This window comes from Methylocella tundrae (assembly GCF_901905185.1).
In the GTDB taxonomy this organism is placed as follows: Bacteria; Pseudomonadota; Alphaproteobacteria; order Rhizobiales; family Beijerinckiaceae; genus Methylocapsa; species Methylocapsa tundrae.
Genome location: NZ_CABFMQ020000024.1, coordinates 13,408 through 38,402 on the forward strand (window position 1 = coordinate 13,408; position 24,995 = coordinate 38,402).

15 protein-coding genes are annotated in these 24,995 nt (G+C 62.2%); 6 read left to right on the forward strand and 9 right to left on the reverse strand.

The features are described 5' to 3' along the window. The first annotated feature begins 102 nt into the window (after positions 1–102). From MPC4_RS03750 to MPC4_RS03760, 3 genes are all read left to right on the forward strand, one after another. Positions 103–3,471: a transglutaminase family protein gene (locus MPC4_RS03750; RefSeq protein WP_174511339.1), complete on the forward strand. Its 3,369-nt coding sequence runs from the start codon at positions 103–105 to the stop codon at positions 3,469–3,471. A gap of 328 nt (positions 3,472–3,799) precedes the next feature. Then, positions 3,800–4,099: an HdeA/HdeB family chaperone gene (locus tag MPC4_RS03755; RefSeq protein ID WP_174511340.1), complete on the forward strand. Its 300-nt coding sequence runs from the start codon at positions 3,800–3,802 to the stop codon at positions 4,097–4,099. Positions 4,100–4,131: 32 nt separating this feature from the next. Beyond that, positions 4,132–4,422, forward strand: a complete 291-nt coding sequence (locus MPC4_RS03760) for an HdeA/HdeB family chaperone (protein ID WP_174511341.1) — start codon at positions 4,132–4,134, stop codon at positions 4,420–4,422. A 43-nt stretch (positions 4,423–4,465) separates the two neighbouring features. Here MPC4_RS03760 and glgX read toward each other — a convergent pair whose 3' ends face one another. From glgX to MPC4_RS03800, 8 genes are all read right to left on the reverse strand, one after another. Further along, on the reverse strand, positions 4,466–8,701 hold the full coding sequence (glgX, locus tag MPC4_RS03765) for a glycogen debranching protein GlgX (protein ID WP_174511342.1): 4,236 nt from the start codon (positions 8,699–8,701) through the stop codon (positions 4,466–4,468). A 17-nt stretch (positions 8,702–8,718) separates the two neighbouring features. Then, the gene (locus MPC4_RS03770; RefSeq protein ID WP_174511343.1) at positions 8,719–10,347 is read right to left on the reverse strand and encodes an alpha-D-glucose phosphate-specific phosphoglucomutase; all 1,629 of its coding nucleotides are present in this window, start codon (positions 10,345–10,347) and stop codon (positions 8,719–8,721) included. 12 nt (positions 10,348–10,359) lie between these two features. Continuing rightward, positions 10,360–11,838: a glycogen synthase GlgA gene (glgA, locus tag MPC4_RS03775; protein WP_174511344.1), complete on the reverse strand. Its 1,479-nt coding sequence runs from the start codon at positions 11,836–11,838 to the stop codon at positions 10,360–10,362. A 13-nt stretch (positions 11,839–11,851) separates the two neighbouring features. Next, complete coding sequence (glgC, locus tag MPC4_RS03780; protein WP_174511345.1) at positions 11,852–13,105, reverse strand: glucose-1-phosphate adenylyltransferase; 1,254 nt, start codon at positions 13,103–13,105, stop codon at positions 11,852–11,854. A gap of 60 nt (positions 13,106–13,165) precedes the next feature. Then, positions 13,166–15,382, reverse strand: coding sequence for a 1,4-alpha-glucan branching protein GlgB (gene glgB / locus MPC4_RS03785; RefSeq protein WP_174511346.1), 2,217 nt, complete (start codon positions 15,380–15,382; stop codon positions 13,166–13,168). A 2-nt stretch (positions 15,383–15,384) separates the two neighbouring features. After that, complete coding sequence (locus MPC4_RS03790) at positions 15,385–17,892, reverse strand: glycogen/starch/alpha-glucan phosphorylase (protein ID WP_174511347.1); 2,508 nt, start codon at positions 17,890–17,892, stop codon at positions 15,385–15,387. Between the two features lie 406 nt (positions 17,893–18,298). Continuing rightward, complete coding sequence (locus MPC4_RS03795; protein WP_174511348.1) at positions 18,299–18,574, reverse strand: hypothetical protein; 276 nt, start codon at positions 18,572–18,574, stop codon at positions 18,299–18,301. 97 nt (positions 18,575–18,671) lie between these two features. Further along, entirely contained in the window at positions 18,672–21,674 is a 3,003-nt protein-coding gene (locus MPC4_RS03800) for a PAS domain S-box protein (RefSeq protein WP_174511349.1), read from the reverse strand. Positions 21,675–22,376: 702 nt separating this feature from the next. Between MPC4_RS03800 and MPC4_RS03805 the strand changes: the two genes are divergently transcribed. Together MPC4_RS03805 and MPC4_RS03810 are read left to right on the forward strand one after the other, a co-directional pair. Then, the gene (locus MPC4_RS03805) at positions 22,377–22,949 is read left to right on the forward strand and encodes a Crp/Fnr family transcriptional regulator (RefSeq protein ID WP_174511350.1); all 573 of its coding nucleotides are present in this window, start codon (positions 22,377–22,379) and stop codon (positions 22,947–22,949) included. Positions 22,950–23,135: 186 nt separating this feature from the next. After that, positions 23,136–23,783, forward strand: a complete 648-nt coding sequence (locus MPC4_RS03810) for a phosphatase PAP2 family protein (protein WP_174511351.1) — start codon at positions 23,136–23,138, stop codon at positions 23,781–23,783. Between the two features lie 77 nt (positions 23,784–23,860). Here MPC4_RS03810 and MPC4_RS03815 read toward each other — a convergent pair whose 3' ends face one another. Beyond that, positions 23,861–24,382: an NUDIX hydrolase gene (locus MPC4_RS03815; protein ID WP_174511352.1), complete on the reverse strand. Its 522-nt coding sequence runs from the start codon at positions 24,380–24,382 to the stop codon at positions 23,861–23,863. A 344-nt stretch (positions 24,383–24,726) separates the two neighbouring features. Between MPC4_RS03815 and MPC4_RS03820 the strand changes: the two genes are divergently transcribed. Then, positions 24,727–24,987, forward strand: coding sequence for a hypothetical protein (locus MPC4_RS03820; RefSeq protein ID WP_174511353.1), 261 nt, complete (start codon positions 24,727–24,729; stop codon positions 24,985–24,987). Positions 24,988–24,995 lie beyond the last annotated feature (8 nt).

Genomic DNA, 24,995 nt, shown 5'->3' on the forward strand with positions numbered 1-24,995 from the left:
ACTCGTTTGATTGCTATACCTTTGCGAGCCCTGGGCGCCTGGAAGTCCCGACGCGCTCCGCGGGGGACGGGCACGGTCCGGCCGGGCGACGGGTCAGCAGCATTGTCCATATCGGCCGCAATCTATCATCTCACCCATTATAAATACGACCGTCCCGTCGGTCTGGGGCCGCAGCTCGTGCGTCTTCGTCCGGCGCCGCATTGCCGCACCAAAATCCTGTCCTACAGCCTGAAAGTGTCGCCTCCTGACCATTTCGTGAATTGGCAGCAGGACCCGCACAATAACTGGCAGGCGCGATTCGTATTTCCGGAGAAGGTGACGGAGTTCAAGGTCGAGGTCGATCTGACCGTCGACCTGTCGGTCGTCAACCCGTTCGACTTCTTCATTGAACCCTATGCCGAACAGTTTCCGTTCGCTTATGAGCCTGAACTCAAATCGGATCTGACGCCCTATCTGCAGGCTGAACCGCTCGGTCCGCATCTTTCCGCCTATATGGAGAGTTTGCCGAAAGAGCCCATGCATATCGTCGACTTTCTAGTCGGTCTCAACACGAACCTCCAGAAAGCGATCCGTTATGTGATTCGCATGGAGCCTGGCGTTCAGACCCCGGAGGAGACGCTGGAGCTGGCCGCCGGCTCATGCCGCGACTCGGCCTGGACGCTGGTCCAGATCCTGCGCAATCTCGGCCTCGCCGCGCGCTTCGTCTCCGGCTATCTCATTCAATTGCGCGCCGACATCGAGCCGCTGGAGGGGCCGAAGGGCACACAGGTCGACTTCACCGATCTGCACGCCTGGGCGGAGGTCTATCTGCCGGGGGCAGGCTGGATCGGGATGGACGCGACCTCCGGCATGTTCTGCGCGGAAGGTCATATCCCCGTTGCCGCCACCCCGCATTATTCCTCGGCCGCTCCTATTTCTGGTGGCGTCGAGGCGGGCGCCAATGTCGATTTCGCTTTTGACATGCGCGTGACGCGCGTCGCGGAAGCGCCGCGGATCACAATGCCCTTTTCCGGCGAGGCGTGGGAAAAGCTCGACGCTCTCGGCGAACAGGTCGACGCGGATCTGAGGAGCCAGGACGTGCGGCTGACCATGGGCGGCGAGCCGACCTTCGTTTCGATCGATGATTTCGAATCCTCCGAATGGAACACAGCCGCCGTCGGGCCGACGAAGAGGAGCTTCGCGGACGCCTTGATCCGCCGCGTTCGCGATCGTGTCGCGCCGGGCGGAATGCTGCATTATGGCCAAGGGAAGTGGTATCCAGGCGAATCTCTGCCGCGCTGGGGCTTTTCGCTTTATTGGCGAAAGGACGGGCAGCCGATCTGGCGGAACAGCGATCTCATCGACGCCGTCGGCCGCACGCTTGCGCCAGAAGCGGAGAAGCCGCCGGAAGCCGCCCATATTACTTTTTCCGACGAGCAGCGCGCGAAAGCCGAGGCGCTGACGCATGGGATCGCCGAATTTCTCGGCGTCGCCGATGATTGCGTGATGCCGGCCTATGAAGATCCGGCCACATGGCTTGTCAAGGAAGGCAATCTGCCGGGCAACGTCGATCCGCTTGACCCCAAGATCGAGGATCCGGAAGAACGCAATCGCATGATCCGCACCTTTTCGCGCGGCCTCACCAAGCCGACGGGGTTTGTGCTGCCGGTGCAGCGGTGGAACGCGCCAGCGCAGATTTCGCGCGGGCTCAAGTGGGTCAGCGAAAAATGGTGCCTGCGGCGCGGCAAACTCTTCCTTGTGCCGGGCGATTCGCCGGTCGGCTATCGCCTGCCGCTCGGCTCGCTGCCCTATATTCCGGCGTCCTCTTATCCCTATGTTCACCCGCAAGATCCGCTGGAGGAGCGTGGCTCCTTGCCGGATGCGCAGACGCTGAAACAGCGCGTCGAGCATTTCCAGCGATCGCTCGAGCCTGCCTCCAGCCGGCAGCAGCTCATCGAGCAGGAAATCATCGAAGGCTCGGTCAGAACGGCGATGTCGGTCGAGCCGCGCGACGGCGTGATCTGCGTCTTCATGCCGCCGGTCGAGCGGCTTGAGGATTATCTCGAACTTGTCGCCGCCGTCGAAGTCGCCGCCGAGGGCATCAAGACGCCCGTTCATATCGAGGGCTATCCGCCGCCCTATGATCCGCGCATCGAGGTCATCAAGGTGACGCCCGATCCCGGCGTGATCGAGGTCAACATCCAGCCCAGCGCCACCTGGCGGGAGGCGGTCGAGACGACCAAAGGCCTCTATGAGGATGCGCGGCAGGTTCGTCTCGGCGCTGATAAATTCATGGTGGATGGACGCCACACGGGCACGGGCGGCGGAAATCACGTCGTCGTCGGCGGCGCGACCCCGCAGGACTCGCCGTTCCTGCGCCGGCCCGACCTTTTGAAAAGCCTCGTTCTCTACTGGCAGCGCCATCCCTCGCTGTCTTATCTCTTTTCGGGGCTCTTCATCGGGCCGACCAGCCAGGCGCCGCGCGTCGACGAGGCGCGCCTCGATCAGCTTTACGAACTTGAAATCGCGCTGGCGAATACGCCCGGGCCCGATCAATCGATCCCGCTCTGGCTGATCGACCGGCTCTATCGCAATCTGCTTGTCGACGTCACCGGCAATACGCATCGCGCCGAAATTTGCATCGACAAGCTCTATTCGCCCGATGGGCCGACCGGCCGCCTCGGGCTGGTGGAGTTTCGCGCCTTCGAGATGCCGCCTGACGCGCGCATGAGTCTTGCGCAGCAATTGCTGCTTCGCGCGCTCATCGCCTGGTTCTGGCGTGAGCCGCAGCAGGGCGGTCTTGTGCGATGGGGAACGACCCTGCATGACCGCTTCATGCTGCCGCATTTCGTATGGCAGGATTTCCTTGGCGTTCTGGCCGATCTTGGCCGGGCCGGCTATCAGTTCGATCCCGTCTGGTTCGAGGCGCAACGCGAGTTCCGCTTTCCGTTCTATGGCTCGATCGAGCATAGCGGCGTCAAGCTAGAGGTGCGTCAGGCGCTCGAACCCTGGCATGTGATGGGCGAGACGGGCGCGATCGGCGGCACTGTGCGCTTTGTCGATTCCTCGATCGAACGGCTGCAGCTCAAAGCCAATGGCTTCGTCGAGGGCCGCCACGTCGTCGCCTGCAATGGGCGCCGCCTGCCGATGACCTCGACGGGCGTTTCCGAGGAAGCGGTCGCCGCGGTGCGTTTCAAGGCGTGGCAAGCCGCGGTTGGCCTGCATCCGACCGTGCCCGTCCACGCGCCCTTGACGTTTGACCTGATCGACAACTGGAGCGGCCGCTCCATCGGCGGCTGCGTCTATCATGTCGCGCATCCGGGCGGGCGCAATTATGAGACTTTTCCGGTGAATTCCTATGAAGCCGAAGCGCGTCGGCTCGCGCGGTTCCAGGCTTTCGGCCACACGCCGGGGCCGATCTTCGTGCCGCCGGAAGAGCGCACGGCCGATTTTCCGCTGACGCTCGATCTGCGCCGGCCGCGCGGAGTCTGAAGTCTTTTGGAGCGAAGCGGCAACCCGGTTCGCTCCAGAATGCTCGAACGGCCCTCGGATTTTGCTTGATAACGAGGGGCGCGCCGACGCTCTCATCTAATACTTTACAGGCAAATTATTGAATCAAATAAGATATGTGGCTGACGATCGGTGTGATGCGATTTGGCCAATCGGCGCGCTATGCGGCTTCTATTCTGTCTCGAATTTATTCCCCGATATCAGCGTCGAAGCCTCTGGTGCTCTTGCCGCCGAAGATAAAAGCTCGTACCCAGCCGTAGACTGATCTTCATCAGCTGGCGATCGGTCAACATATGGGGAGAAAAATCATATGAAAAAACTTGCCATTACAACGCTGGCTCTTGCCGGCGCGCTTTGCGCCGGCGCCGCGCAGGCGCAGGTCATGATCGATATGCGGGCGGTCACCTGCGCCGATTTCCTCGCCATGCCACCGGCCGACGCCGTGCTCACCTCAGCGTGGCTGAGCGGCTGGTTCAATCAGAAGATCGGCTCGACCACCATTGATCTGAACGGCTTCGCCAAAAATGTGGAGAGCGTCTCGAAATGGTGCGCCTCCTATCCCAAAGAGACGGTGATGAGCGGTTTGCAGCGCGCTATTGCGCCGAAATGATTTTCGTCTCGGACGACGTTAGGAGAGTTTCCATGAAGAAAAGATTTGTCGCCGCCATCATCCTTGGAACGGGATTTGCTCCGATCGCTCATGCTCAAGTCAAGGTCGACATGTCCTTGATCACCTGCAAGCAACTTCTTGAATCGCCTGAAGAGCGCATGCCTTTCATCACGGCGTGGATGGCTGGTTACTTTAGCGCGACGCAAGATCGCTCGACGGTCGACATGCGCTATCTCGAGCGCAACACGAAAGTCGCGACCGACTATTGCAAAAGTCATCCGTCCGAAACATTGATGGACGTTATCAAGAAGACCGCGAAGTAAACCAAACGATAACCAACTTGAGCCGATTGCTTTCCGATTCTCTTCAATCGGAAAGCGTTCTTTGGCGCCTCACGGCCTCGATGATCGCGCGCGCCGCGGGAAGGTCAAAGAGCCTTTCAACGGGCGAGAAAATCTTGCGCCGCCAATTCGGCCGCTCACGGTCGGTGCCGGGCAGGTTGGTCGGGATCGTCTCCATGGCGAGATCGGCAGTCTGCACAAGCACGAGCGCGGCGTTGGACCGCGCAATGAACCCATGCACCGCCGCGGCCGTCGCCGGGGTCAAGGGCGCATCGAGGTCGACTTCGCCGGCGGAAAATTCAGGGCCAGCCGCCGCCTCGATCAGCTCCGCCTTTTCTTCTGCTCGGGCGGCAAAAGCCTGCCCCTCGTCAGCCAAATGGCCAAAGGCCGCGGCTTCGGCAAGATCGGCGCCTTGCCACCAGCCGGCGAGCGGCGGCAGGTCGTGCGTTGCGACGCAGGCCGCCGCCAGCGCAGGATAATCTTCCGGCCGCACAAAATCAGCGTCCTCCCGCTCGAAACGCATGACGCGATAGGAGAGAATGTTCCTCGCGGCGAGCTCTTCGCGCATCCCCTCGGGGACTGTGCCGAGGTCTTCGCCGACCACCGCGGTCTTGTTGCGTACGCTTTCCAGCATCACCTGACCCATCAAGGCGTCGAAGGGGCAGGCGAGGTAGGCGCCGTCAGCGGCTTCCGCGCCGTCCGGCACGAGAAACAGACGTTTGAGCCCGAGAACATGATCAATGCGTAAAATGCCGGCATAAGCCATGTTCGCGGCGATGAGGCGCCCGAAGCTCGCATAGCCATCGCGGGCGAGAGCGCGCGGGTCGAATGGCGGCAGCCCCCAGATTTGACCTTTTGGCCCCAGCGGATCGGGCGGGGCGCCGATCGACACGCCCTGCATCAGGCGGCTCGCTTCTGAAAACGCCTCCGCGCCATCCGGCGCGCAGCCAACCGCGAGGTCCCGGTAGAAGCCCAATGAAAGGCCGGCCTCAAAGCCGGCCTGCGCGGCCGCGCCGAACTGCCGGTCCGCGAGAAATTGCAGGAAGTTCGCGCGCTCGATCTCGTCTTCATGCTCGGCGGCGAAACTTGCGATTCCCGGCGCGTGGGGCGAGGAAAGTTCCGGCCCGAATTGGCCGAGCGTTCCGCCGATTCTGCGCTCAATGGCGGTGAAGATCGCAAAGCGCCGCAGGCTCTCTCCGCCGCCGGCGACAAAACGCTCATACGCGATGACCAAGGCGTCGTCGGGGGCTGCGAGGCGCCGCGCGCGGAAAGCCGCGTGAATGACGTCGAAAAGGCGATTTTTCAACGCGGAGACGGCGCTGTAATCGACCAGCCGCAACCCGGAAAGCCTCGTGGCTTCGGGCGTCAATCTCGAAAGCGCGGCGCGGACCGAGTCGGTGAGGAGTTGCGCAGGCGGGTCGAAGGCGTCGATCGCAAGTGGATCGAGAAAGCGCCGGTCGGAGGGATGATAGGGGCTCGCGCGTTCAGGATCATGCGGATAAAGCGCATGCAGCGGATTGACGCCGACCGTCACGGCGCCCGCGCGCGCGGCTTCTTCGGCAAGCAGGCGAAGGCAGGTGAAATCGCCGACGCCCTGATCGCCGCGCTCATTCGGCCCCTCGCGCCGCAGGCCATAGAGTTGGGCGGCGAGACCGAAGACGCGGCCTTCGCGCAGGCTCGTAGGGAGGAAGGCGGCGCCAGGGACGACGGCGAGATGGCCCGAACTCTCCGGCGCGGCGTCGGCCATGATCTCATGGCGCCCCAGCGGCAGTTCGGGAAGCGGGATGTCGCAGATCAGCGCCCGGCGCCCGTCTGGCGCCAAGGCCTCGCCGCGGCGGCCAAGCTGCGGCGTGATCTCGACCTCATGAATGGATCCGTCCTCGCAGGCGATGGTCAGGGCGAAGGGGCGCTGGCGCCCGCCGAGTGCGCCGCCGAGGCGAAGCGTTCGATCCCCGCCCACCGAAATCGTCGTGGCGACGGGCAGGGGCCGGAATGTGCGCTCCTGCGATAGTTCGGCGAGGCGCGCGCGGGCCTCGCCCGTCGAGACCGCCGAAAGATCAAGGCTTTTGAGCAACGCCTGCTTGGCCTCCGCCTTGACTTTGTGGAGGCGGCCCTCGACATCCCACCAATGGCTGACGACGCCGGCCGCCTCCGCCAGCGCATCAAGCACGTGATCGTCGATTCCGCCGCGCCCCGCCGCCCGCGCGCGCGTCTCAATCAGGATCGCGGCCGAGCGCGGCGCGAGAGACAGCCCGCCGTCCGCGACCGGCTTTCCCTCCGCGCCAGGATCGGCCGAATCAATCTCGAGCATCCAGAGATGGCCGTCACGCGGGGCGGGAAGCTGCGCCTGCGGCGCGTCAAATCCGCGGTTCAGCAAAACGGCGGCGCGGCTTGCCTCCCGTTCCTTGTCCCCCCCGTCATAAAAGACGGCGATGAGCGCTTCAGAGCCCGGCTCATGCCAATCGCGCGGCCGTAAGGGGGACCCATTGAGGTTGAGCCATTCGACGTCTGGAATGCCTGAGGAATCGGACGGCGCTCCGGTCAGGGGCGCTTCGGCGCTCAGTGCGCCAACCGTGCGGCGAAGCCTGATGAGACGGCTCACGAAGCCGATGAGTTCGGCGTCGGCGCTAACCCAGTCCACCCAGGTGAGGCTGTTGTCTTGCGCATAGGCGTTGTTGTTGCCTTTCTGCGTGCGGCCGAGTTCATCGCCCATGCACAGCATCGGCGTGCCGCGCGATGCGATCAAGGTCGCGAGCAGAGCGCGCGCGTCGCCTTTTCGGCGCGCGATGATGGCGGGATCAATGCTCTCGCCTTCGGCGCCGCAGTTCCACGACAGATTATCGTCGCTTCCGTCGCGGTTATGCTCGCCATTGGCTTCATTGCGCTTGTGCGTGTGGGCGACGAGATCGGCGAGAGTGAAGCCGTCATGCGCCGTGATGAAATTGATCGAGCGCGACAACGCCCGGTGGCGCGGCGCGAAAATATCGGCCGAACCCGCAAGACGCGTCGCCAATGTTCCCTTAAGGCCCTCATCGCCACGCCAGAAGCGCCGGAAGGCGTCGCGCGATTTATCGTTCCACTCGCCCCAGCCGGCGGGGAACGCCCCCAACTGATAGCCGCCGAGGCCAAGATCCCAGGGCTCGGCGATATGGATCAGATCGCGCAGCGTCGGGTCCTGAGCGACGGCCGCGAGGAAGGGATGGGCGGGGTCGAAGCCATCGGGCGCGCGCGCCAGCACGGGGGCGAGATCATAGCGGAAGCCATCGACGCCGGCGCGGGTGGCGGCGGTGCGCAGCGCCTCCAGCGCGAGGCGGAGAGTTTGTGGCCGCTCCAGCGCGAGAACATTGCCGCAGCCCGCCTGATTCTCATAAATCGCCAGATTGTCCGGCTCGAGGCGATAGGCGCTGTTGTCGAGCCCGCGCAAGCAAACGGTCGGGCCTAAATCGTCGCTCTCGCCCGTATGGTTCAGCACGACATCGAGGATGACGGCGATCCCTGCCGCCTGCAGCGCCTCGACGGCGGCGCGCACCTCGGGCCAGCCGCCGGGAGCAAGCCTTGGGTCCGGCGCGAGAAAGGCGATCGGATTATAGCCCCAGTAATTGGAGAGGCCGAGCGCAGGCAGATGGCGTTCGTCGACCCATGCCGCGATTGGCAGCAGTTCGACGGCCGTCACTCCAAGCCGGGTCAGATGAGCGATCGCGGCTGGATGAGCAAGTCCTGCGAAAGTGCCGCGAATGGCCTCAGGAATATCCGGATGGGCCTGAGTGAACCCCCGCACATGCATTTCATAGATGATGAGATCGCGCCAGGCGATGGCGGGGCGACGTGGCTGAGGCAGCGGGACCGGCGCTTCGACGATCCCCTTGGGGACAAAGGGCCCGCTGTCGGCGTGATCTTCCGCCGCGCCATGAATGCGCGCGTCGAACAGTGAAGCGTGCAGCTTGAACGGGCGGTCGAGCCGGGTCGCGTAAGGATCGACGAGAAGTTTTTCGGCGTTGAAGCGCCGGCCCTGCGCGGGATCGAATGATCCTTGCGCACGCAGGCCATAGCGCGCGCCGACGCCGACGCCCGATATATGGGCGTGAAACACGTCGCCCGTGCGCCCGGGAAGCTTTATGCGCGCGGTCTCGCGGTCGGTTTCATCGAAGAGCGACAGAAAGATGGCCTCGGCGTCGCCGGCGGCGACCGCGACATTGATCCCGCCTTCTTCTGCAAAAACGCCGAGCGGCTCCGCCCGGCCAGGACCGACGCCATGCATCATTGGTTCGGACGGCGCGCTCAGGTGATCACCGACGGCGCCGTGCGCCCGGTAAATTTCGCGATTCCGGCAATCTCGTTCGAAAGGCCGATCAGATCGCCAAGGGCCGTCGCGGTCTCCTGATCCTGGCGCGCGGGATCGGGCTCGAAGCGCTCGATATAGACCCGCAGGGTCGCGCCGGCGGTGCCTGTGCCGGAGAGGCGATAGACGATGCGCCCGCCATCCTCGAAATGGATGCGAATGCCCTGATGTGTGGAATCAGAGCCGTCGACGGGATCGTGATAGGCAAAATCATCGGCTGCGTCGATCCTCAAGGCGCCATAATGCTTGCCCTTAAGGCCCGGCAGTGCGTCGCGCAACGCCTTGATCAGGGCGTTGGCGCCATCGGCCTCGACTTCCTCATAATCATATCGGGCATAGAAGTTGCGGCCATAGTCCGCCCAATGTTTCGTGACGATGGCGTCGATGCTTTCGCCGCGCACCGCCAGTACGTTGAGCCAGAGCAGGATCGCCCAAAGTCCGTCCTTCTCGCGGACATGATCGGAGCCGGTTCCGGCGCTTTCCTCGCCGCAGATCGTGGCCAAACCCGCGTCGAGCAGATTGCCGAAGAATTTCCACCCCGTCGGCGTCTCGAACAGAGGGACGCCAAGCTTTTCCGCGACCTTGTCAGCGGCGCGGCTTGTCGGCATCGAGCGGGCAATGCCCTTGAGGCCGCCTGCGTAGCCGGGCGCCAGATGCGCATTGGCCGCGAGAATGGCGAGACTGTCGGAGGGCGTCACGAAGCGCCCGCGGCCAATGATGAGATTTCGGTCGCCGTCGCCGTCAGAGGCGGCGCAGAGGTCAGGGCCATCCGCCGTCATTGCGAGGTCGTAGAGATGCCTGGCGTGGACGAGGTTTGGGTCTGGATGGTGGCCGCCAAAATCGGGCAGGGGCTTCGCGTTGAGGACCGACCCCGCCGGCGCGCCGAGGAGATCCTGGAAAATCCGCGCCGCATAGGGGCCCGTCACCGCCGACATGGCGTCAAAACGCAGGCGAAAGCCGGATTTGAAAAGCCCGGCGATCCTGTCGAAGTCGAAGAGCTGCTGCATTAGCTGCGCGTAATCGGCGACGGGATCGATGATCTCGACGGCGCCCGGCCCGAGCCTCAGCGAGCCGGTTCTGTCGAGGTCGACGTCGGCGGTTTGCAGGATGCGATAGCGGGAGATGGCTTTCGTGCGCTCAAAAATCGCTTCCGTGACTTTTTCCGGCGCCGGTCCGCCATTAGCGGAATTGTATTTGATGCCGAAATCGCCGTGCGGGCCGCCCGGATTGTGGCTGGCGCTGAGAACGACGCCGCCAAAAGCGCTGAATTTACGGATCAGGTGCGAGGCGGCGGGCGTCGATAATATGCCGCCGCGTCCGACCAGTATTTTGCCGAAGCCATTGGCGAGCGCCATTTTGAGGACGACCTGTATTGCTTCGCGATTGAAGAAGCGTCCGTCGCCGCCGAGGACCAAAGTCGCGCCCTCGAAGCCTTCGAGACTGTCGAAGATCGATTGCACGAAATTTTCGAGATAGCCTGGCGTCTGGAACACAGGCGTCTTTTTGCGGAGCCCCGACGTTCCAGGCCTCTGTCCCTCGAAGGGCGTCGTCGCTATGGTTTCAATCATGCGTTTTCCAGATCACGAGGTTGAGGATTTGTGGCCCGCGCGCCTGTGGCGGATGAGGTCGCGATAGAGTTTCGCGTAAGCGGCCGCGGGGCGCCGCCACGACACATCGGTCATCATGCCGTTTTCGATCAATTCGTCCCAGATCTCGGGCTCGCCCCAGAGCCGCGAGGCGCGCTCCAGAGTGGCGCCCAGCATTTCGGCCGTCACCGGAGAAAACTGCAGGCCGGTTCCAAGCCCGGCGGCGAGAGCCATCTCATTGGCGTCGATGATGGTGTCGGCAAGACCCCCGACGCGGGCGACGATCGGAAGCGCCCCGTAGCGCAGCGCGCAGAGCTGCGTCAATCCGCAAGGCTCGAAGCGCGATGGGATCAAAAGGGCGTCCGCGCCGGCCTGAATCTGATGAGCGGTCGCCTCGTCATAGCCGATCAATGCGCCGATGCGGTGCGGCTGCTTGGCCGCCGCCGCCAGAAGCTGCTGTTCGAGATCGGGATCTCCCGAACCGAGGACGACGAGCTGCGCGCCGATGCGCTCGAGAACGCCGAGATTGGCCAGCAGAAGGTCTTGCCCCTTTTGCCAGGAGAGGCGGCTCACGACGCCAAACAGCAGCGCGCCCGGATCGACGTCGAGGCCGAACTTGCGCTGAAGCAGCGCCTTGTTGGCCGGGCGGCGCGCCAGCGTGCGCACGTCGAAAGGCTCCGCAATCAGCGGATCGATGGAAGGGTCCCAAATATCTTCGTCGACGCCATTGAGGATGCCGGTCACCGCCATGCCCCGGGCGCGTAAAAGCCCATCGAGGCCCATGCCGAAATCTGGCGTGCGTATCTCGGCGGCGTAAGTCGGCGACACCGTGGTAATGCGGTCGGAGAGGGCGAGAGCGGCTTTCAGAAAGCCGATCATGCCGTAATATTCGACCCCCTCGATCGCGAAGGCTTCATGCGGCAGACCGAGCGCGCCGAGCAGCTCGGCGGGATACTGGCCCTGAAAAGCAAGATTGTGGATCGTCGCCACGGTTCCCGGGCGGGGGCGGCCGTCATAGTGGAGATAGGCCGCGGTCAGGCCCGCCTGCCAGTCGTGCGTATGAACGACATCGGGGGCAAAGCCGGGCGCGAAGCCGAGGGCGAGCTGCGCCCCGGCGCGGCTGAGGGCCGCGAAGCGAAAGGGATTATCCGGCCAGTCCTGTCCGTCGGGTCCGGCATAGGGACCGCCCGGACGATTGAAAAGATGCGGCGCGTCGAGCACGAAAAGATCGAGCCCGGCGGCGTCGGCGCGCAAAACCCGCGCCTCGCCGCCAAAAATCTGCTCCGACTCGACCACGGTTTCAGCGTGATTGACTGCCTTCATCACCGCGGGATAGCCGGGCGTCAGGGTCACGACCTCAACGCCCTCGGGGACCAGCGCCGAGGGCAGGGCGCCCGCAACATCGGCGAGGCCGCCTGTCTTGACCAGCGGGAAAATCTCGGAAACGACGGCCAGAACCGTGACGTCGCTCATGCCGGGCCGTCGCTCATGCCAGGCGGTCGATCATGGTTTGAGTAATCAGGCAGATCCCTTTCTCCGTGCGGCGAAATCGCTTGCCGTCTGCGACCGGATCTTCGCCGACGACGAGACCCTCCGGGATCTTTACGCCGCGGTCGATGACGACATTGCGAAGGCGGGTTGACCGTCCGACCTCGACATAAGGCAGGATGACCGCATTCTCAACGTCGCAATAGGAATTGACCCTGACGCCGGTCGAGAGAAGCGATCGCTTGACCTTGGCGCCTGAAATGATGCACCCGCCTGATACGACCGATGAAACCGCCATGCCGCGGCGCGTGTCTTCATCATGCACGAATTTTGCCGGCGGCGTGACCGCGCTATCGGTCCAGATCGGCCAATCCTTGTCGAAAAGGTCGAGATCGGGAACTATATCGGTGAGGTCGATATTGCCTTCCCAGTAGGCGTCGACCGTGCCGACGTCGCGCCAGTAGGAGGGCTCGTCGTCCGAAGAGCGCACGCAGGAATCCGAAAAGTGATGCGCGACCGCTTTGCCGTGTTTGACGAGATAGGGAATGATGTCCTTGCCGAAGTCGCGGCTTGAATGCGGATCATAAGCGTCTCGTTCAAGCTGTTCGAACAGGAAGTTCGTTTCAAAAACATAAATGCCCATCGAGGCGAGCGCCCTCTCGGGATCGCTTGGCATCGGCGGCGGAGCGGCGGGTTTTTCGATGAACGCGATGACCCGGTCCTTATCGTCGACATGCATGACGCCAAAGGCGCTCGCCTCGAGCCGCGGCACTTCGAGGCATCCAATGGTGACGTCGGCGCCCGAGTCGGCGTGCTGCTGTAACATGACCTCATAGTCCATCTTGTAGACGTGGTCGCCGGCGAGAATGACCATATATTTCGGGGCGCGGTCGCGGATGATGTCGATATTCTGAAACACTGCGTCGGCGGTGCCGGCATACCATTGATCCTCGGACACGCGCTGGCTGGCCGGCATGATGTCGAAGCTTTCATTGCTGCCGGGTCGAAAAAAGTTCCAGCCGCGCGTCAGATGTCCGATGAGGCTGTGCGCCTTGTATTGCGTGGCGACGCCGATGCGGCGGATGCCGGAGTTCAGCGCATTCGACAAAGCGAAGTCGATGATCCGCATCTTGCCGCCGAAATAGACCGCTGGTTTGGCGCGCCGGTCCGTCAATTCGAGCAGGCGGCTGCCGCGGCCTCCCGCCAGGACAAAAGCCATGGCTTGGCGTCCAATTGGCGCGCTCAATCTCATTTCGCTTTTCCCTCCGGGGCGATGGTCTTCTGAGGCATGTCCGGGCGCGCGCGCTTTTCGTCAGGCCTCCGGGACGAAATAGAGCGTCGCCAGCGGCGGCAGCGTGACTTGCGCCGAGACAGGCTGACCGTGCGCCGGGACGTCGCGCGCCGTGATAGAGCCGAAATTGCCGACGCCGGAGCCCCCGTAGACGGTGGCGTCCGTGTTGAGGATTTCGCGCCAGATCCCGGCGCGCGGCAGGCCGACAGTGTAATTATGGCGCGGCTCCGGCGTGAAATTATTGATGACGACGACCGGCGGGTCGCCAGCCTCGCCAAACCGCGCGAAGGCGAAGACGGACTGATCGCGGTCATCGCCGATGATCCATGCGAAACAGCCAGGCTCGCTATCGCGCAGATGCAGTGCGCGCAAGCTCCTGTGCAGGCGGTTGAGGTCGCGGATCAGCGTCTGCACGCCCTTGTGCGCCGGCGCGTCGAGAAGACGCCAGTCGAGTTCGCCCTCTTCGCTCCACTCGCGCCGTTGAGCGAATTCCTGCCCCATGAACAGGAGTTTCTTGCCGGGATGTCCCCACATGTAGCCGTAATAGGCGCGAAGATTGGCGAACATCTGCCAGTCGTCGCCGGACATTTTACTGAGCAGCGATCCCTTGCCATGCGTGACTTCATCATGGCTGAGCGGCAGTACGAAATTTTCGGAAAAGGCGTAGATGAGGCCAAAGGTCATCTTGTCATGATGCCAGCGGCGATGGATCGGATCGATCTCCATATATTCCAGCGTATCGTGCATGAAGCCCATGTTCCACTTGAAGCCGAAGCCGAGCCCGCCCGAACTGGTCGGAGCCGAGACGCCGGCCCAGGCCGTGGATTCCTCCGCCAACGTGACGACGCCCGGATAGGTTTCATAAACGAGTTCGTTGAACCTTTTCAAAAAGCCGACCGCGTCGCGATTGTCGTTGCTGCCGTCGGGATTTGGCAGCCATTCGCCGGGGTTGCGCGAATAATCGAGGTAGAGCATCGAGGCGACGGCGTCGACGCGCAGCCCGTCGATATGATAGCGGTCGAGCCAGAAAAGGGCGTTCGCCGCCAGGAAACCGGCCACTTCGCGGCGGCCGAAATCATAGATCGCCGTGTTCCAGTCTGGATGAAATCCACGGCGCGGGTCGGCGTGCTCATAAAGAGGCTGCCCGTCGAAGTGGGCGAGCCCGTGCACGTCGGTTGGGAAATGGGCCGGAACCCAGTCGAGGATAATGGCGAGCCCGGCAGCATGCGCCTTGTCGACAAAACGCGCAAACCCCGCCGGATCGCCAAATCGGCGCGTCGGGGCGAAAAGACCGATCGGCTGATAACCCCACGAGGCGTCAAGCGGATGTTCGGATATGGGCATCAGCTCGAGGTGCGTGAAGCCGAGATCGACGGCGTAGGGGATCAACTGCTCGGCGAGTTCGTCATAGGTCAGGAAGCGGCCGCCTTCGCCGCGCCGCCACGAGCCAAGATGCGCCTCGAGAATCGTCATCGGCTGGCGCCAGGCCTCGCCGTTTCGGCGATGGTCGAGATAATCGGCGTCCGACCAGGTGAACTTGTCCGTGCGCGCGACGAGCGAAGCCGTCGAGGGACGGAACTCTCCGGCAAATCCAACAGGGTCCGCCTTGAGCGGCAACAGCCGCCCATCGCGCGAGATGATCTCATACTTGTAGGCGGTTCCCTCGATGACATCGGGAGCGAAGATCTCCCAGAGCCCTGAGTCGACGCGCTTTCGCATCTGGTGCAGCCGCCCGTCCCAGCCGTTGAAGTCGCCGACGACGGAGACGCGGGCGGCGTGCGGCGCCCAGACCGCGAAATGAACGCCATCAACGCCTTCAAGGCGCATGAGATGAGCGCCGAGACGCTGGTAGAGCAGGCGATGCGTGCCTTCGACGAGGAGATAATCATCCATCGCGCCAAGCACGGGCGGCAGGGCGTAAGGATCAATGAAGCTCCAGGATCCGCCGGCGTTCGACGCTTCGAGGCGATAACGCGGCGGCGCGGTCCGGCCCTGAGCGAGCCCTTCAAAAAAGCCGCCGCCGCGCGCCTCGAGCGCGACCGCTTCGCCATCGTCGATCAAGGCGGCAAGCTTTTCGGCATGCGGCGCAAAGGCCCGGATAACGACCCCTTGGGCAACCTTATGGGCTCCAAGAATCGCGAACGGATCATTGTGGCGCGCTCTTAGGATGGCTTCCACATCGGCGTCGCTGATCTGCCAGCAAGGCCGCGTCACGGTTATGTTCGCGCCATGCCCCATTCTCACTTGCGTCCTGGCGGAGTCACTGGGACGTTCCATATTTCTTCGGCGTATTCAGCGATCGTCCTGTCCGAAGAGAACCATCCCATGTGCGCTGTGTTGAGGATGGCCGAACGCCACCATGCAGGTTTGTCGCGCCAGCGTCTGAACACCGCGCGCTGCGCGTTGTAATAAGCGTCGAAATCGGCCGTCACCAGAAAGAAGTCATGGTAGGTCAACGCATCGACGAGCCCGCGATAGCGATGCGGCTCGTCCGGCGAAAAAACCCCTGACGCGATCGATTCCAGCGCTTCAGAAAGTTTCGGCGATCGTGCGATCGCGTCCTGCCCATTGATGCCCTGGCTCCGTTTGGCTTCGACCTCGTCGGCCGTCAATCCAAATATAAAAATATTGGGTGAGCCGACATGCTCCATAATTTCGACATTGGCGCCGTCGAGCGTTCCGATGGTCAGCGCTCCGTTCAGCGCGAATTTCATATTTCCGGTGCCGGACGCCTCCATGCCGGCTGTCGAGATCTGCTCTGAAAGATCGGCGGCCGGAATAATCCTTTCCGCGAGGCTGACATTGTAGTTCGGCAGGAACACGACTTTCAAAAGCCCGCGCAGCGCAGGATCCGAATTGATGACCTTGCCGACATCATTTGCGAGCTGGATGATGAGCTTCGCCGTCGTGTAGCTCGCCGCCGCTTTGCCGGCGAAAATTTTTACGCGCGGTATCCAGTCCCGGAAGGGCTGTGCGCGAATTTCCTCATAGATCGCGACGGCCTCCAGAATATTCAGCACCTGGCGCTTGTACTCGTGAATGCGCTTGATATGCACATCGAACAGCGCGTCGGGATTGAGCTTGACGCCGATGCGTTGCTGCACCAACCGCGCCAGCGTCATCTTGTTGGCGCGGCGGATCGCAGCGTAGCGCTCCTGGAACGATGAATCGTCGGCAAGCGCGGCGACTTTCTCAAGCACCATCGCGTTGTCGAGGAGATTGTCGCCGACAACTTCCATCAAAAGCGAGGTGAGGGCAGGGTTTGCTTCTTTCAGCCACCGGCGAAAGGTGATGCCGTTGGTCTTGTTGGTGATCTTTCCGGGCGCTATCGATTCGAGATCGTGGAACACCGTCGTTTTCATCAAATCGGAGTGAAGCTGCGAGACGCCATTGACCTTGTGTGAGCCAAGAAAGGCGAGATGGCCCATACGGACCCGCCGCCCGTGCGATTCATCGATCAAGGATAGCGCCGCAAGGCGGTGGCCTGTTGCATCCGGCTCCCCGCTCACCTTGGCGAGATGCAGCGCGTTGATCAGATAAATGATCTGCATATGTCGCGGCAGCAACCGCTCCATCAGTGGCACAGGCCAGGTCTCGAGCGCCTCGGGGAGCAGCGTGTGATTGGTGTAGCTGAATGTCGCTTGTGTAATCGCCCAGGCCTCGTCCCACGGAATGTCGTGCAAATCGACAAGGATATGCATAAGTTCCGCGATGGCGATTGCGGGATGTGTGTCATTGAGTTGGATCGCCGCCTTGTCGGCGAGCGTGCGGACGTCGCCATACAGGCTGATGTGGCGCCGGACGAGATCCTGCAACGAGGCGGAAGCAAAGAAGAACTCCTGCCGCAGCCGCAGCTCCTGGCCGGCGGGGGTTGTGTCGCCTGGATAGAGCACCTTCGAGATCGATTCGGCGCGCACCCGATCCATCAGCGCGCCGATATGGTCGCCGCTGTTGAATTGGTCGAGACGCAAGGGATCGACCGCGCGCGCTGACCAGAGCCGAAGCGTGTTGATATGGGCGCCGCGCCAGCCGGGGATTGGCGTGTCATAGGCCAGCGCCTCGACCGTCTCGCCCGGATGCCACACTTGTCTCAATTCGCCGTCAGGTCGCGTTTCCGTGTCAATGTGGCCGCCGAAACCGATGGGGCAGACGATCTCGGGGCGCTGAAACTCCCACGGATTGCCGAACGACAGCCAATCCTCGGGATATTCGAGTTGGCGGCCGTTCTTGATGCGCTGGCGGAACAGCCCGTGATCGTAGCGGATGCCATAGCCGTAGGCGGCGATCGAGAGGGTCGCCATGCTTTCCATGAAGCAGGCCGCAAGCCGGCCAAGGCCGCCATTGCCGAGCGCCGCGTCGTCTTCGACCTCGCGCAGGGTCTCAAGGTCGACGCCAAGTTCGGCGAGCGCGGCGCGCGTTTCGTCGATCATTTCCATATTGGTCAAGGCATCGATGAGGAGCCGCCCGATCAGGAATTCCAGGCTGAGATAATAGACGCGCTTGCGGCCTGTCCGCTTGGAGCTTTCGATGGAGGATAGCCAGCTTTCGACGACCTTGTCGCGCACGCTCAGCGCCGTCGCGACGAACCAGTCGTGCGGACTTGCCGCGGTGACGCTCTTGCCGACCGAATATTTGAGCTTGGCGAGAATCAAATCGCGAATCGCTGCGACATCCTCGCCAATGGCTTGCGTCTCGGCCGCTGGCGCCGCGGCGTCCGGGGCCGACGCGGCATGAGTTTCAAGATCCATCCGGGCGGGCTCCCTAATCTTCGGCCTCTTGGGCGCTGCTGGCGTCAGCTTCGAGCAAAGCGCGGGCCACACACCCGAGGACGCCAGCGCTTTCAGCCGCGATCCGTATCGAACCGAGCGACACTAGCCTATGGGAGAAAGCCGATAAAGGCGAGGATGAAGGAAATCGCGGACTCGCGCGTTCTCACAAGGCCGGCAGATCGATCGAAATCGGGCTGGCCGAGAAATCGAGGGAAATGCCTGCGCTTCAACCGCAAGCAGGTTGCCTATCTTTTGACTCCAAAGCGCCGGACGCCTGTTTCGGGCGATCACCGAATATAGCGTCGCTCTCGGCGGTCTCGCCAGGACCTGCGCCGGCGCCGGGGCCGAGTCGAGGGCGCGCGCGGGACCCGGCGCGAGCCCGGCGTCAATACTGACTGGCCCCGTGTTGATCCGAACTCGATCGTCCTTCGCCAGTCTGCTGACGATCATATTTATGACGCTCATGAGCGCCATAGGCGCATCCGGCGGCGGCTCCCGCGATGCCGTGGCCGACAAGATGACCCGCGATGCCGCCAACGACGGCGCCCTTGACGCAGCCGCCCGGCCGTGCGTACGCCGCGCCGGCGAAACCGGCGGCGCCGAGACCAATGAGGAGCGAAGCGAGAAGAGCGTCCTTTCTCAACAGTTGAGCAGCTTTCATCAAAAGACCTCCTTCTTCCGGCGAGACAACCGTTGAGCCGCTGCTTGGTTCACCGTTGAGGAGCGATTTTATTTCTTCATCGAGCGGGCGCCGGTGCTTAGATGCGCGGCAAGACGGGCAATCCATCTTCGAAACTCGCCATGCCGACGATGTGGGTGATCCTGCGTCCGTCATCGGAAAGAGGCAAAAGCAGCCTTTCAAAAAAGAACGAGCGGCCCTGACCCAGGTTGAAATAGGCGTATTCGTAGGCTGGCTTTCCCGAGCGGATGCAGCGGCGATAGGGGCCGTCCTCGGCGCCGACAATCTCCGTTTCGGTCAGTTCCATCTCCGGCCCTTCAAGACGAAGTCCCATGCGTTCGGTCAAGGCTTTGCCGATCATGATAAAGCGCACGCCCGGAGGGGTCTTTTCATGGTCGACATGGGCGATGATGAGATTGTCCTGCGTTTCGCCGCAGCCAAAAGGCATATCGGCGAGCCGCGGAAGGCTTCCGTCCCGATGCAGGTCGATCCAGGCGCTCTGCAGCTTTTCAAGCGCCTGAGACCGCATGCGCTCGCCGCGCGGGGCTTCCTGAAAGGCGGCGTCGACGACGGCGGAGCGCGGCGCGCGAAGCACCCACACGACGCCATCGGGAAAATAATCAAGGCTTGCCGATCCATTCAAGGACTGGCCCGCGACTCGTTGGATCACCGTGGTGCCGAAACCCTTGCGCGCGGGAGGCGCGACCTGCGGACCGCCGCGCTCGACCCATTTCAACTGGAACACGGCTTCGCCCCCGCTCTCGACTTCGATGTTCCAGCTGATCGACACCTGGCCGGTCTGATTGGACAATGCGCCATATTTGGCGGCGTTGGTCGAGAGCTCATGCAAAGCCATGCCGATCATCTGCGCCGCGTCGGGTTTCAACCTCAGACCAAGCCCATTCATCGAGATGCGCCTTTGGCCGGGCTCCCAATGATGTCCGACCTGCGAAAAAATCAGATCGGTCATCGAGACGCATAGCGAATTATGCTTGGCGAGAAGATCGTGCGAATTGGCGAGAGCGTGCAGCCTCTCGCTGAATCGCGCGACGAACTCCTCTTTCGAACCGCTGCCTTTGGCGGACTGTCGCAGGATCGACTCGATGACCGTCAGGAGATTCTTGGAACGATGGGACAATTCGCGCAGAAGAATTGAGGTTTGTTCGTCCTTGCGTTTATGTTCGGTGATGTCATGCCAGACTGACACGGCCCCCGTGATCTCTCCGGCGACGACGAGCGGCAGTTCGGCCGCGTCGAAATCATGCCGCAGTCCGCTTGGCGAGGTGATCTGATATTCCTCGCCCGTGACGACGTCGCCGCCGAGCGCGCGACGCGCCGATAGCACGCCGGGATCGACCGCTTCTCCCGCGGCGTTGCGCACGCTGAGCTGAGCGGCGATGTGGCGGAAATCGAGTGGGTGGGGCAGGTCCGGCGCAACGCCCCAGACGGCTCGAGCCGCCGCATTGGTTCGCACGATTGTGCCTTGACGGCTGTACACCGTGACCGGGACATTCAGCGCCTCGAAAATAGCGTCGAGCTCCGCTGTCTGCTGCGCCATCTTGGCGTGCGCCTGCTCCAGTTCGACAAGCACGCGCTTGTCGGCCGTGATGTCGCGGACCAGCACCGATACGGCGGTCACATCTTCGTTCGAGCCGCGCATCGGCGCGATGCTGAGTAAGACGTCGATCGCCGCGCCGTCGTGGCGCAAACGCCTCGTCTGACGCCGCACGACCGCGCCCATTTTCGCCGCCTCCAGCAACGCTGTTCTTTCGGAACGAAGCTCTTGCGGCGCGAGGATCAAATCGCTGCGCCCGATGATGGCGTCCGCGGGCAGGCCGAAAACGCGTTCGGCGGCGGCGTTCCAGCTGAGAACCACGCCTTCGAGGGTGAGGCTGTAGATAGCGTCGTCGGTGGCTCCGATGATCGCCGCAAGATGGGCGTTGGCTTCTTCCGAGCGTTTGCGCTCAGTTACGTCAAGCGCCGCGGAGACGATGATTTCGGCGCCTTCGGGCGAGACGAAAGGCGTGCTGGAATAGACGAGCCAGAAGCGCTCTTCGCCGCTTCTGATCCACACGGAGATTTCTTCGGGCGCAAGCGGTTCGCGCGCGCCGGCGCGCCGGCGCATGATCTCCAGTCGTTCGTCGGCGGCCTCGCGCGACAGGCGGCGGCCAAGCGTAAACCAGTCGCGCGCGTCGGGAAAATCCTTCTGCGTGTAACCGCTCTGTTCGGTGAAGCATTGATTGACGCTGACGATGACGCCGCTCACCGTATGGAGCATGATCGGAATCGGCGCGTCCCTCACGATCCAGCGCAGAAACTCCTCACGCCGCCGCAAATCCTGTTGCGCATTTTTCTGGTCGGTGACGTCGAGCATGACGCCGACGCGGCTCGTGGCCTGTCCATTCTCGAAGAATGTCCTCCCCTGCAGCGCAACCCAGCGCAGCGCTGCGTCATTTTGGCGGCGAATGCGAAATTCGAGCGCATAAGCGCCGTCGCCGGCCGGATCGCTTGCGGCGGTGAAGGCGGCCTCCGCCGCTGGTCGATCCTCGTCGAGGACCTGCGCCGCGAGCGATGCGTAGCAGAGGGATTGAGAGAGGTCTTGGCCCCAGATGGCGGCGGCGCGCGCATCGAGATGATATCGCCGCGTCAACAGGTCGATCTCATAAGTTCCGATGTCCGCCGCGCAGAGGGCAAGCCGCAGTCTTTCCTCATTCCGCCAGTTCGCGCGGTTCGCGCGGCGCTGTTGCGTAAGATCGCGGATGACGGCCCCGATTTCAGCAAGGAGGCGCATACCGTCCGCATTTGTGCCGGCGTCGATTTCGACGGCGACGAGCGCGCCATCCTTGCAGCGCAGAAGGGTTTCAAATTTGACCGCATCGCCGCCGCTCAAAGTCGCGATCGCAGCGCGGCTTGGCGCGAGCGCTGACTCAGCGATGATCTCATCAATTTTGTGGCCGATGATTTCTTCGCTCGCATAGCCCGTCAGCGACTGAGCCGCGGCGTCCCAGCTTAAGATCTCGCCGTTACGGGAGAGGGTGATTGCGGGATCGGTGACTTGCGGGAGCGGCTTGGCGGCGAGCAAGTTCTTTCCTCTGCTGACCTGCGAAAGCGCCGGGCGGCGTCATCGCAGACGCGGCGCGGCTTGAGGCGTCATCCATTTCTTTAGTATTATAGCATGCAGTCGCCAGAGGCTTCTGCAATCATTGCGGTTGATCGTCGGCTGCGATTTTTGCACAGCTTGAGGCTTTCGGCTATGCGGTCGCGGTCGATGAACCTTTGCCGCGGCAACACGTTGGGAGGGTGAACGTCGCTATCCCGAGCCGATAGCTGCGCCCAGGCCGGCTCCAATCCAGCCGTCATGGGTGCACCATGGTGCGCTAGGCTGTCTCTCTCGTAAAGCTCCGAGGATCAGCGCCCGGAGGCGAACTCAACCCCGTGTTGCTGATTTATACGGGCGGCCCGTATTTCTCAGAAAATGTGTGCCGGAGCGGACGTCCGCGTGTTCGCCGCGACTTGCGCTTCCCTGCGTTTCGGGATTTCGAAACAATATTGGGCGGTTCGTCTAGCCAAGATTGTGGAATGTCAGATGAAAAATCATCATTTGCGGCGCATCAGCGGAAACGAAGGGACATTCGAAGAGAACAATTCCCTTCTCGCGAGATTATCCGTAATTGATCTGGAGTTGATGGCTCCGCACCTCCAAAAAATCAGTCTCCTGAAAGGCCAAGTCTTGTTTGAACCGGGAGAAGATGTCGAGCATTGTTATTTTCCTGCGAAAGGTTGCATGCTTTCGCTGGTCATTCATCCTCCGGAAGGCAAATCGATCGAGGTTGCAAATATCGGCTTTGAAGGCGCTTTGGGCGGCATCGTCAGCGCCGGCTACAAACCCGCCTTCACCCGCGCGGTCGTGCAGATTGCCGGCGATGGGCGGCGCATCTCCCTCGATCGGCTGGATGCGCTGAAGGGACGGTCTCCTGCGATTCGAGACTTGTTCACGCGATACGCCGACGCTCTGCTGGCGCAGGTTCTTCAATCGGTTGCCTGCAACGCCCTCCATTCTCTTGAGGAACGTTGCTGTCGCTGGCTTTTGATGGCGCGCGAATCCATGGGCGCCAGCGATGTCGCGGTGACGCATGAACTTCTGGCGGAGATGCTCGGCGTCCAGCGCACCTATGTCACCGCCATAGTGCGCGGTTTACAAAGCCGCGGAATCATCAAATTGCAGCGCGGACTGATCAGGATAGAAGAGCCCGCCGGCCTGAGGGGGTTGGCCTGTGGATGCTACGATGACGTGCAACGTCATTTCAGCTGCGTTCTGCCGCCCATCGGGGACTTAAGGGGCGGGCTATCCCCTTAGTAATTCCGCGAATTGGGGCCAATCGCTTGCCTTAGGCGGCCGGTCGGCGCTACGTTGAAAACGGCGTCGGCCTTCTGTCTCGGGGGTGAGCCGACGCGGCATCAAATTGTTATGTTTGGAGGGTAAGGTTCGTTTCCGGTTGGCCGGGTGGTTTGATCGCCCCAGTCACGAAAGGCATTGTCGCGCATGATTGAGGAAGCCTCGATCATCAATGGAACCAACGCAGAGCTTGAGCTTGGAGAGCTTGTCCCGGGCAGCGGCGAGCCCTCGCAGCTGGACGCCGGACGATGCGCGACACTCTGGGCGTCGTCGAAGCAGCGGCTTTCGGCGGCGGACCTTGTGGCGGTCCATTTCTTTTCGCGCTCCGTCAAATGGAGAATCGGCCGCACCTCCGCAGTCGTCATCAGCAAGCTTGGCAATGGCTGGCTCTATCCGATTCTGGCGCTGATCATCTTCGGACACTTCGGCGAGAAGGCGATTCGCGTCATTCTGGCCGCAGGTCTCAACGCCGGGCTGCTGCACTGCCTCTATCCGGCCATCAAGCGCTACATCGGGCGGCCGCGCCCGTTCCGGACGGACGCCCGGCTATCGTCGCTGTTCGGCGTGCTCGACGAGCATTCCTTCCCGAGCGGCCACGCTATGACCCTCTCCGGCGTCCTGGTGCCAATCGTCCTTGCGTGGCCCGACTGCCTCAGCGTCGCCGCGGCGCTGATGCTTCTGATGGGCTGGGCGCGGATTGCTTCAGGGCATCACTATCCGAGCGACATTTGCGCCGGCGCGGCGCTGGGCTTCATCCTCGCCTATCCTCTTTCGGCCTGGGCGCTCTCAATCTGATGGTCGCCGCCAGTTTGGACGCCATTCCCAAGGCTATTGCGTCCAAAGTCTCAAATCCCACTTTTCAGGATCACGCCCTAACCGCTGAGTTCGGAGCTTAACTCGGCCTTGACCATTGCCTTGCGGCGCAAGCCGGCCTTCGACGACATTTTTTCGACGAAGCGGCCAATCAGCGTCTGTAAGCCTACGTCATTGACGGCGGCTTGCGCCTCCGCGGGCGCAAACCAGCGCACGGAGCGGTGCGAGGCCTCCGGCCAATCCTTCATCTGCTGCTTGACGTTTAGCGGGTAGAGCTTGACGTCGCATAATTGGTTCGGCGCGCCTTCAAGGGTTTTCTGGAAACGAAACGAGCCGATCGATTTCTCGGCGATGGAGCCTCGGATCCCTGCTTCCTCAAAGGCCTCACGAGCTGCCGATTTCGGCGGCTTCAGGCCCTTGATCGGATCGCCCTTCGGGATGATCCAGCGCTTGCTTCGCTTTGTCGTGATCAGGAGAATTTCAAGGGTTCCCGCAGCGGTAAAGCGATAGGGCAATGCGCCATATTGAACGGCAGCCGGCGAATTCGCGGGTAGGCCTTCTTGCGCATTGAGTTTACCCAATTCGTTCACCTCCTAATTAAATAAATCTTGCTAATTAAAGGGCCAGGTCGGCTCCTGTATCAACGTCACTGCCTTTCCTTTTGCTAAGCTAGGACTGAGGCTATAGTGGCCGCCTCAAAGCTGGGCGGAAGAATTCATTTGCGACTTGCAAGCTGATATTACAATGGAAACTTTTGTAATTCATTCAACTCTTTGGTCGATTTTCCCATTTTTCCCCTGGAAAATCCAGATGGCGACCCGCTGAAGAAAGCCCGCGGCAATGCAGACGCCGCCGCGAAATAGTCAGCAACCAAATCATGCGCTCATCGTTAGAGATGGACTTTAACAAGAAAAGGAGGAACGTGATGTCCTTACGTCTTTTAACGGGCATTTCCGCCGCCGCGCTGCTTTTTGGTGGTGTCGCGATGGCGCAGACAAGTGGAACGACGTCCGGAACGGCGGCTGGCAAGAATGTCGAGCCGAGCGCTGCGACCCAAAAACAAGAAGGCCGCTCCGCTGACGAGATGCAGACGCCGTCCGGGGCAGGGGCGCCCGGCGTCGAGGCAAAGCCCGGCTCGCAATCCGGCGCGATGCCAAAAAGCAATATGGACTCGAACAGCAAGTAAGGCGCCCG

Bases quoted from the DNA above. Each gene is read 5' to 3' on its own strand.
- MPC4_RS03755 (WP_174511340.1), top strand. From the start codon at position 3,800: ATGAAAAAACTTGCCATTACAACGCTGGCTCTTGCCGGCGCGCTTTGC.
- glgX (WP_174511342.1), bottom strand. From the start codon at position 8,701: ATGATGCATGGCGTCGGTCCTGGCCGGGCGGAGCCGCTCGGCGTTTTT.
- glgB (WP_174511346.1), bottom strand. From the start codon at position 15,382: ATGGGGCATGGCGCGAACATAACCGTGACGCGGCCTTGCTGGCAGATC.
- MPC4_RS03795 (WP_174511348.1), bottom strand. From the start codon at position 18,574: ATGAAAGCTGCTCAACTGTTGAGAAAGGACGCTCTTCTCGCTTCGCTC.
- MPC4_RS03770 (WP_174511343.1), bottom strand. From the start codon at position 10,347: ATGATTGAAACCATAGCGACGACGCCCTTCGAGGGACAGAGGCCTGGA.
- MPC4_RS03790 (WP_174511347.1), bottom strand. From the start codon at position 17,892: ATGGATCTTGAAACTCATGCCGCGTCGGCCCCGGACGCCGCGGCGCCA.
- MPC4_RS03820 (WP_174511353.1), top strand. From the start codon at position 24,727: ATGTCCTTACGTCTTTTAACGGGCATTTCCGCCGCCGCGCTGCTTTTT.
- glgA (WP_174511344.1), bottom strand. From the start codon at position 11,838: ATGAGCGACGTCACGGTTCTGGCCGTCGTTTCCGAGATTTTCCCGCTG.
- glgC (WP_174511345.1), bottom strand. From the start codon at position 13,105: ATGAGATTGAGCGCGCCAATTGGACGCCAAGCCATGGCTTTTGTCCTG.
- MPC4_RS03810 (WP_174511351.1), top strand. From the start codon at position 23,136: ATGATTGAGGAAGCCTCGATCATCAATGGAACCAACGCAGAGCTTGAG.
- MPC4_RS03760 (WP_174511341.1), top strand. From the start codon at position 4,132: ATGAAGAAAAGATTTGTCGCCGCCATCATCCTTGGAACGGGATTTGCT.
- MPC4_RS03805 (WP_174511350.1), top strand. From the start codon at position 22,377: ATGCTTTCGCTGGTCATTCATCCTCCGGAAGGCAAATCGATCGAGGTT.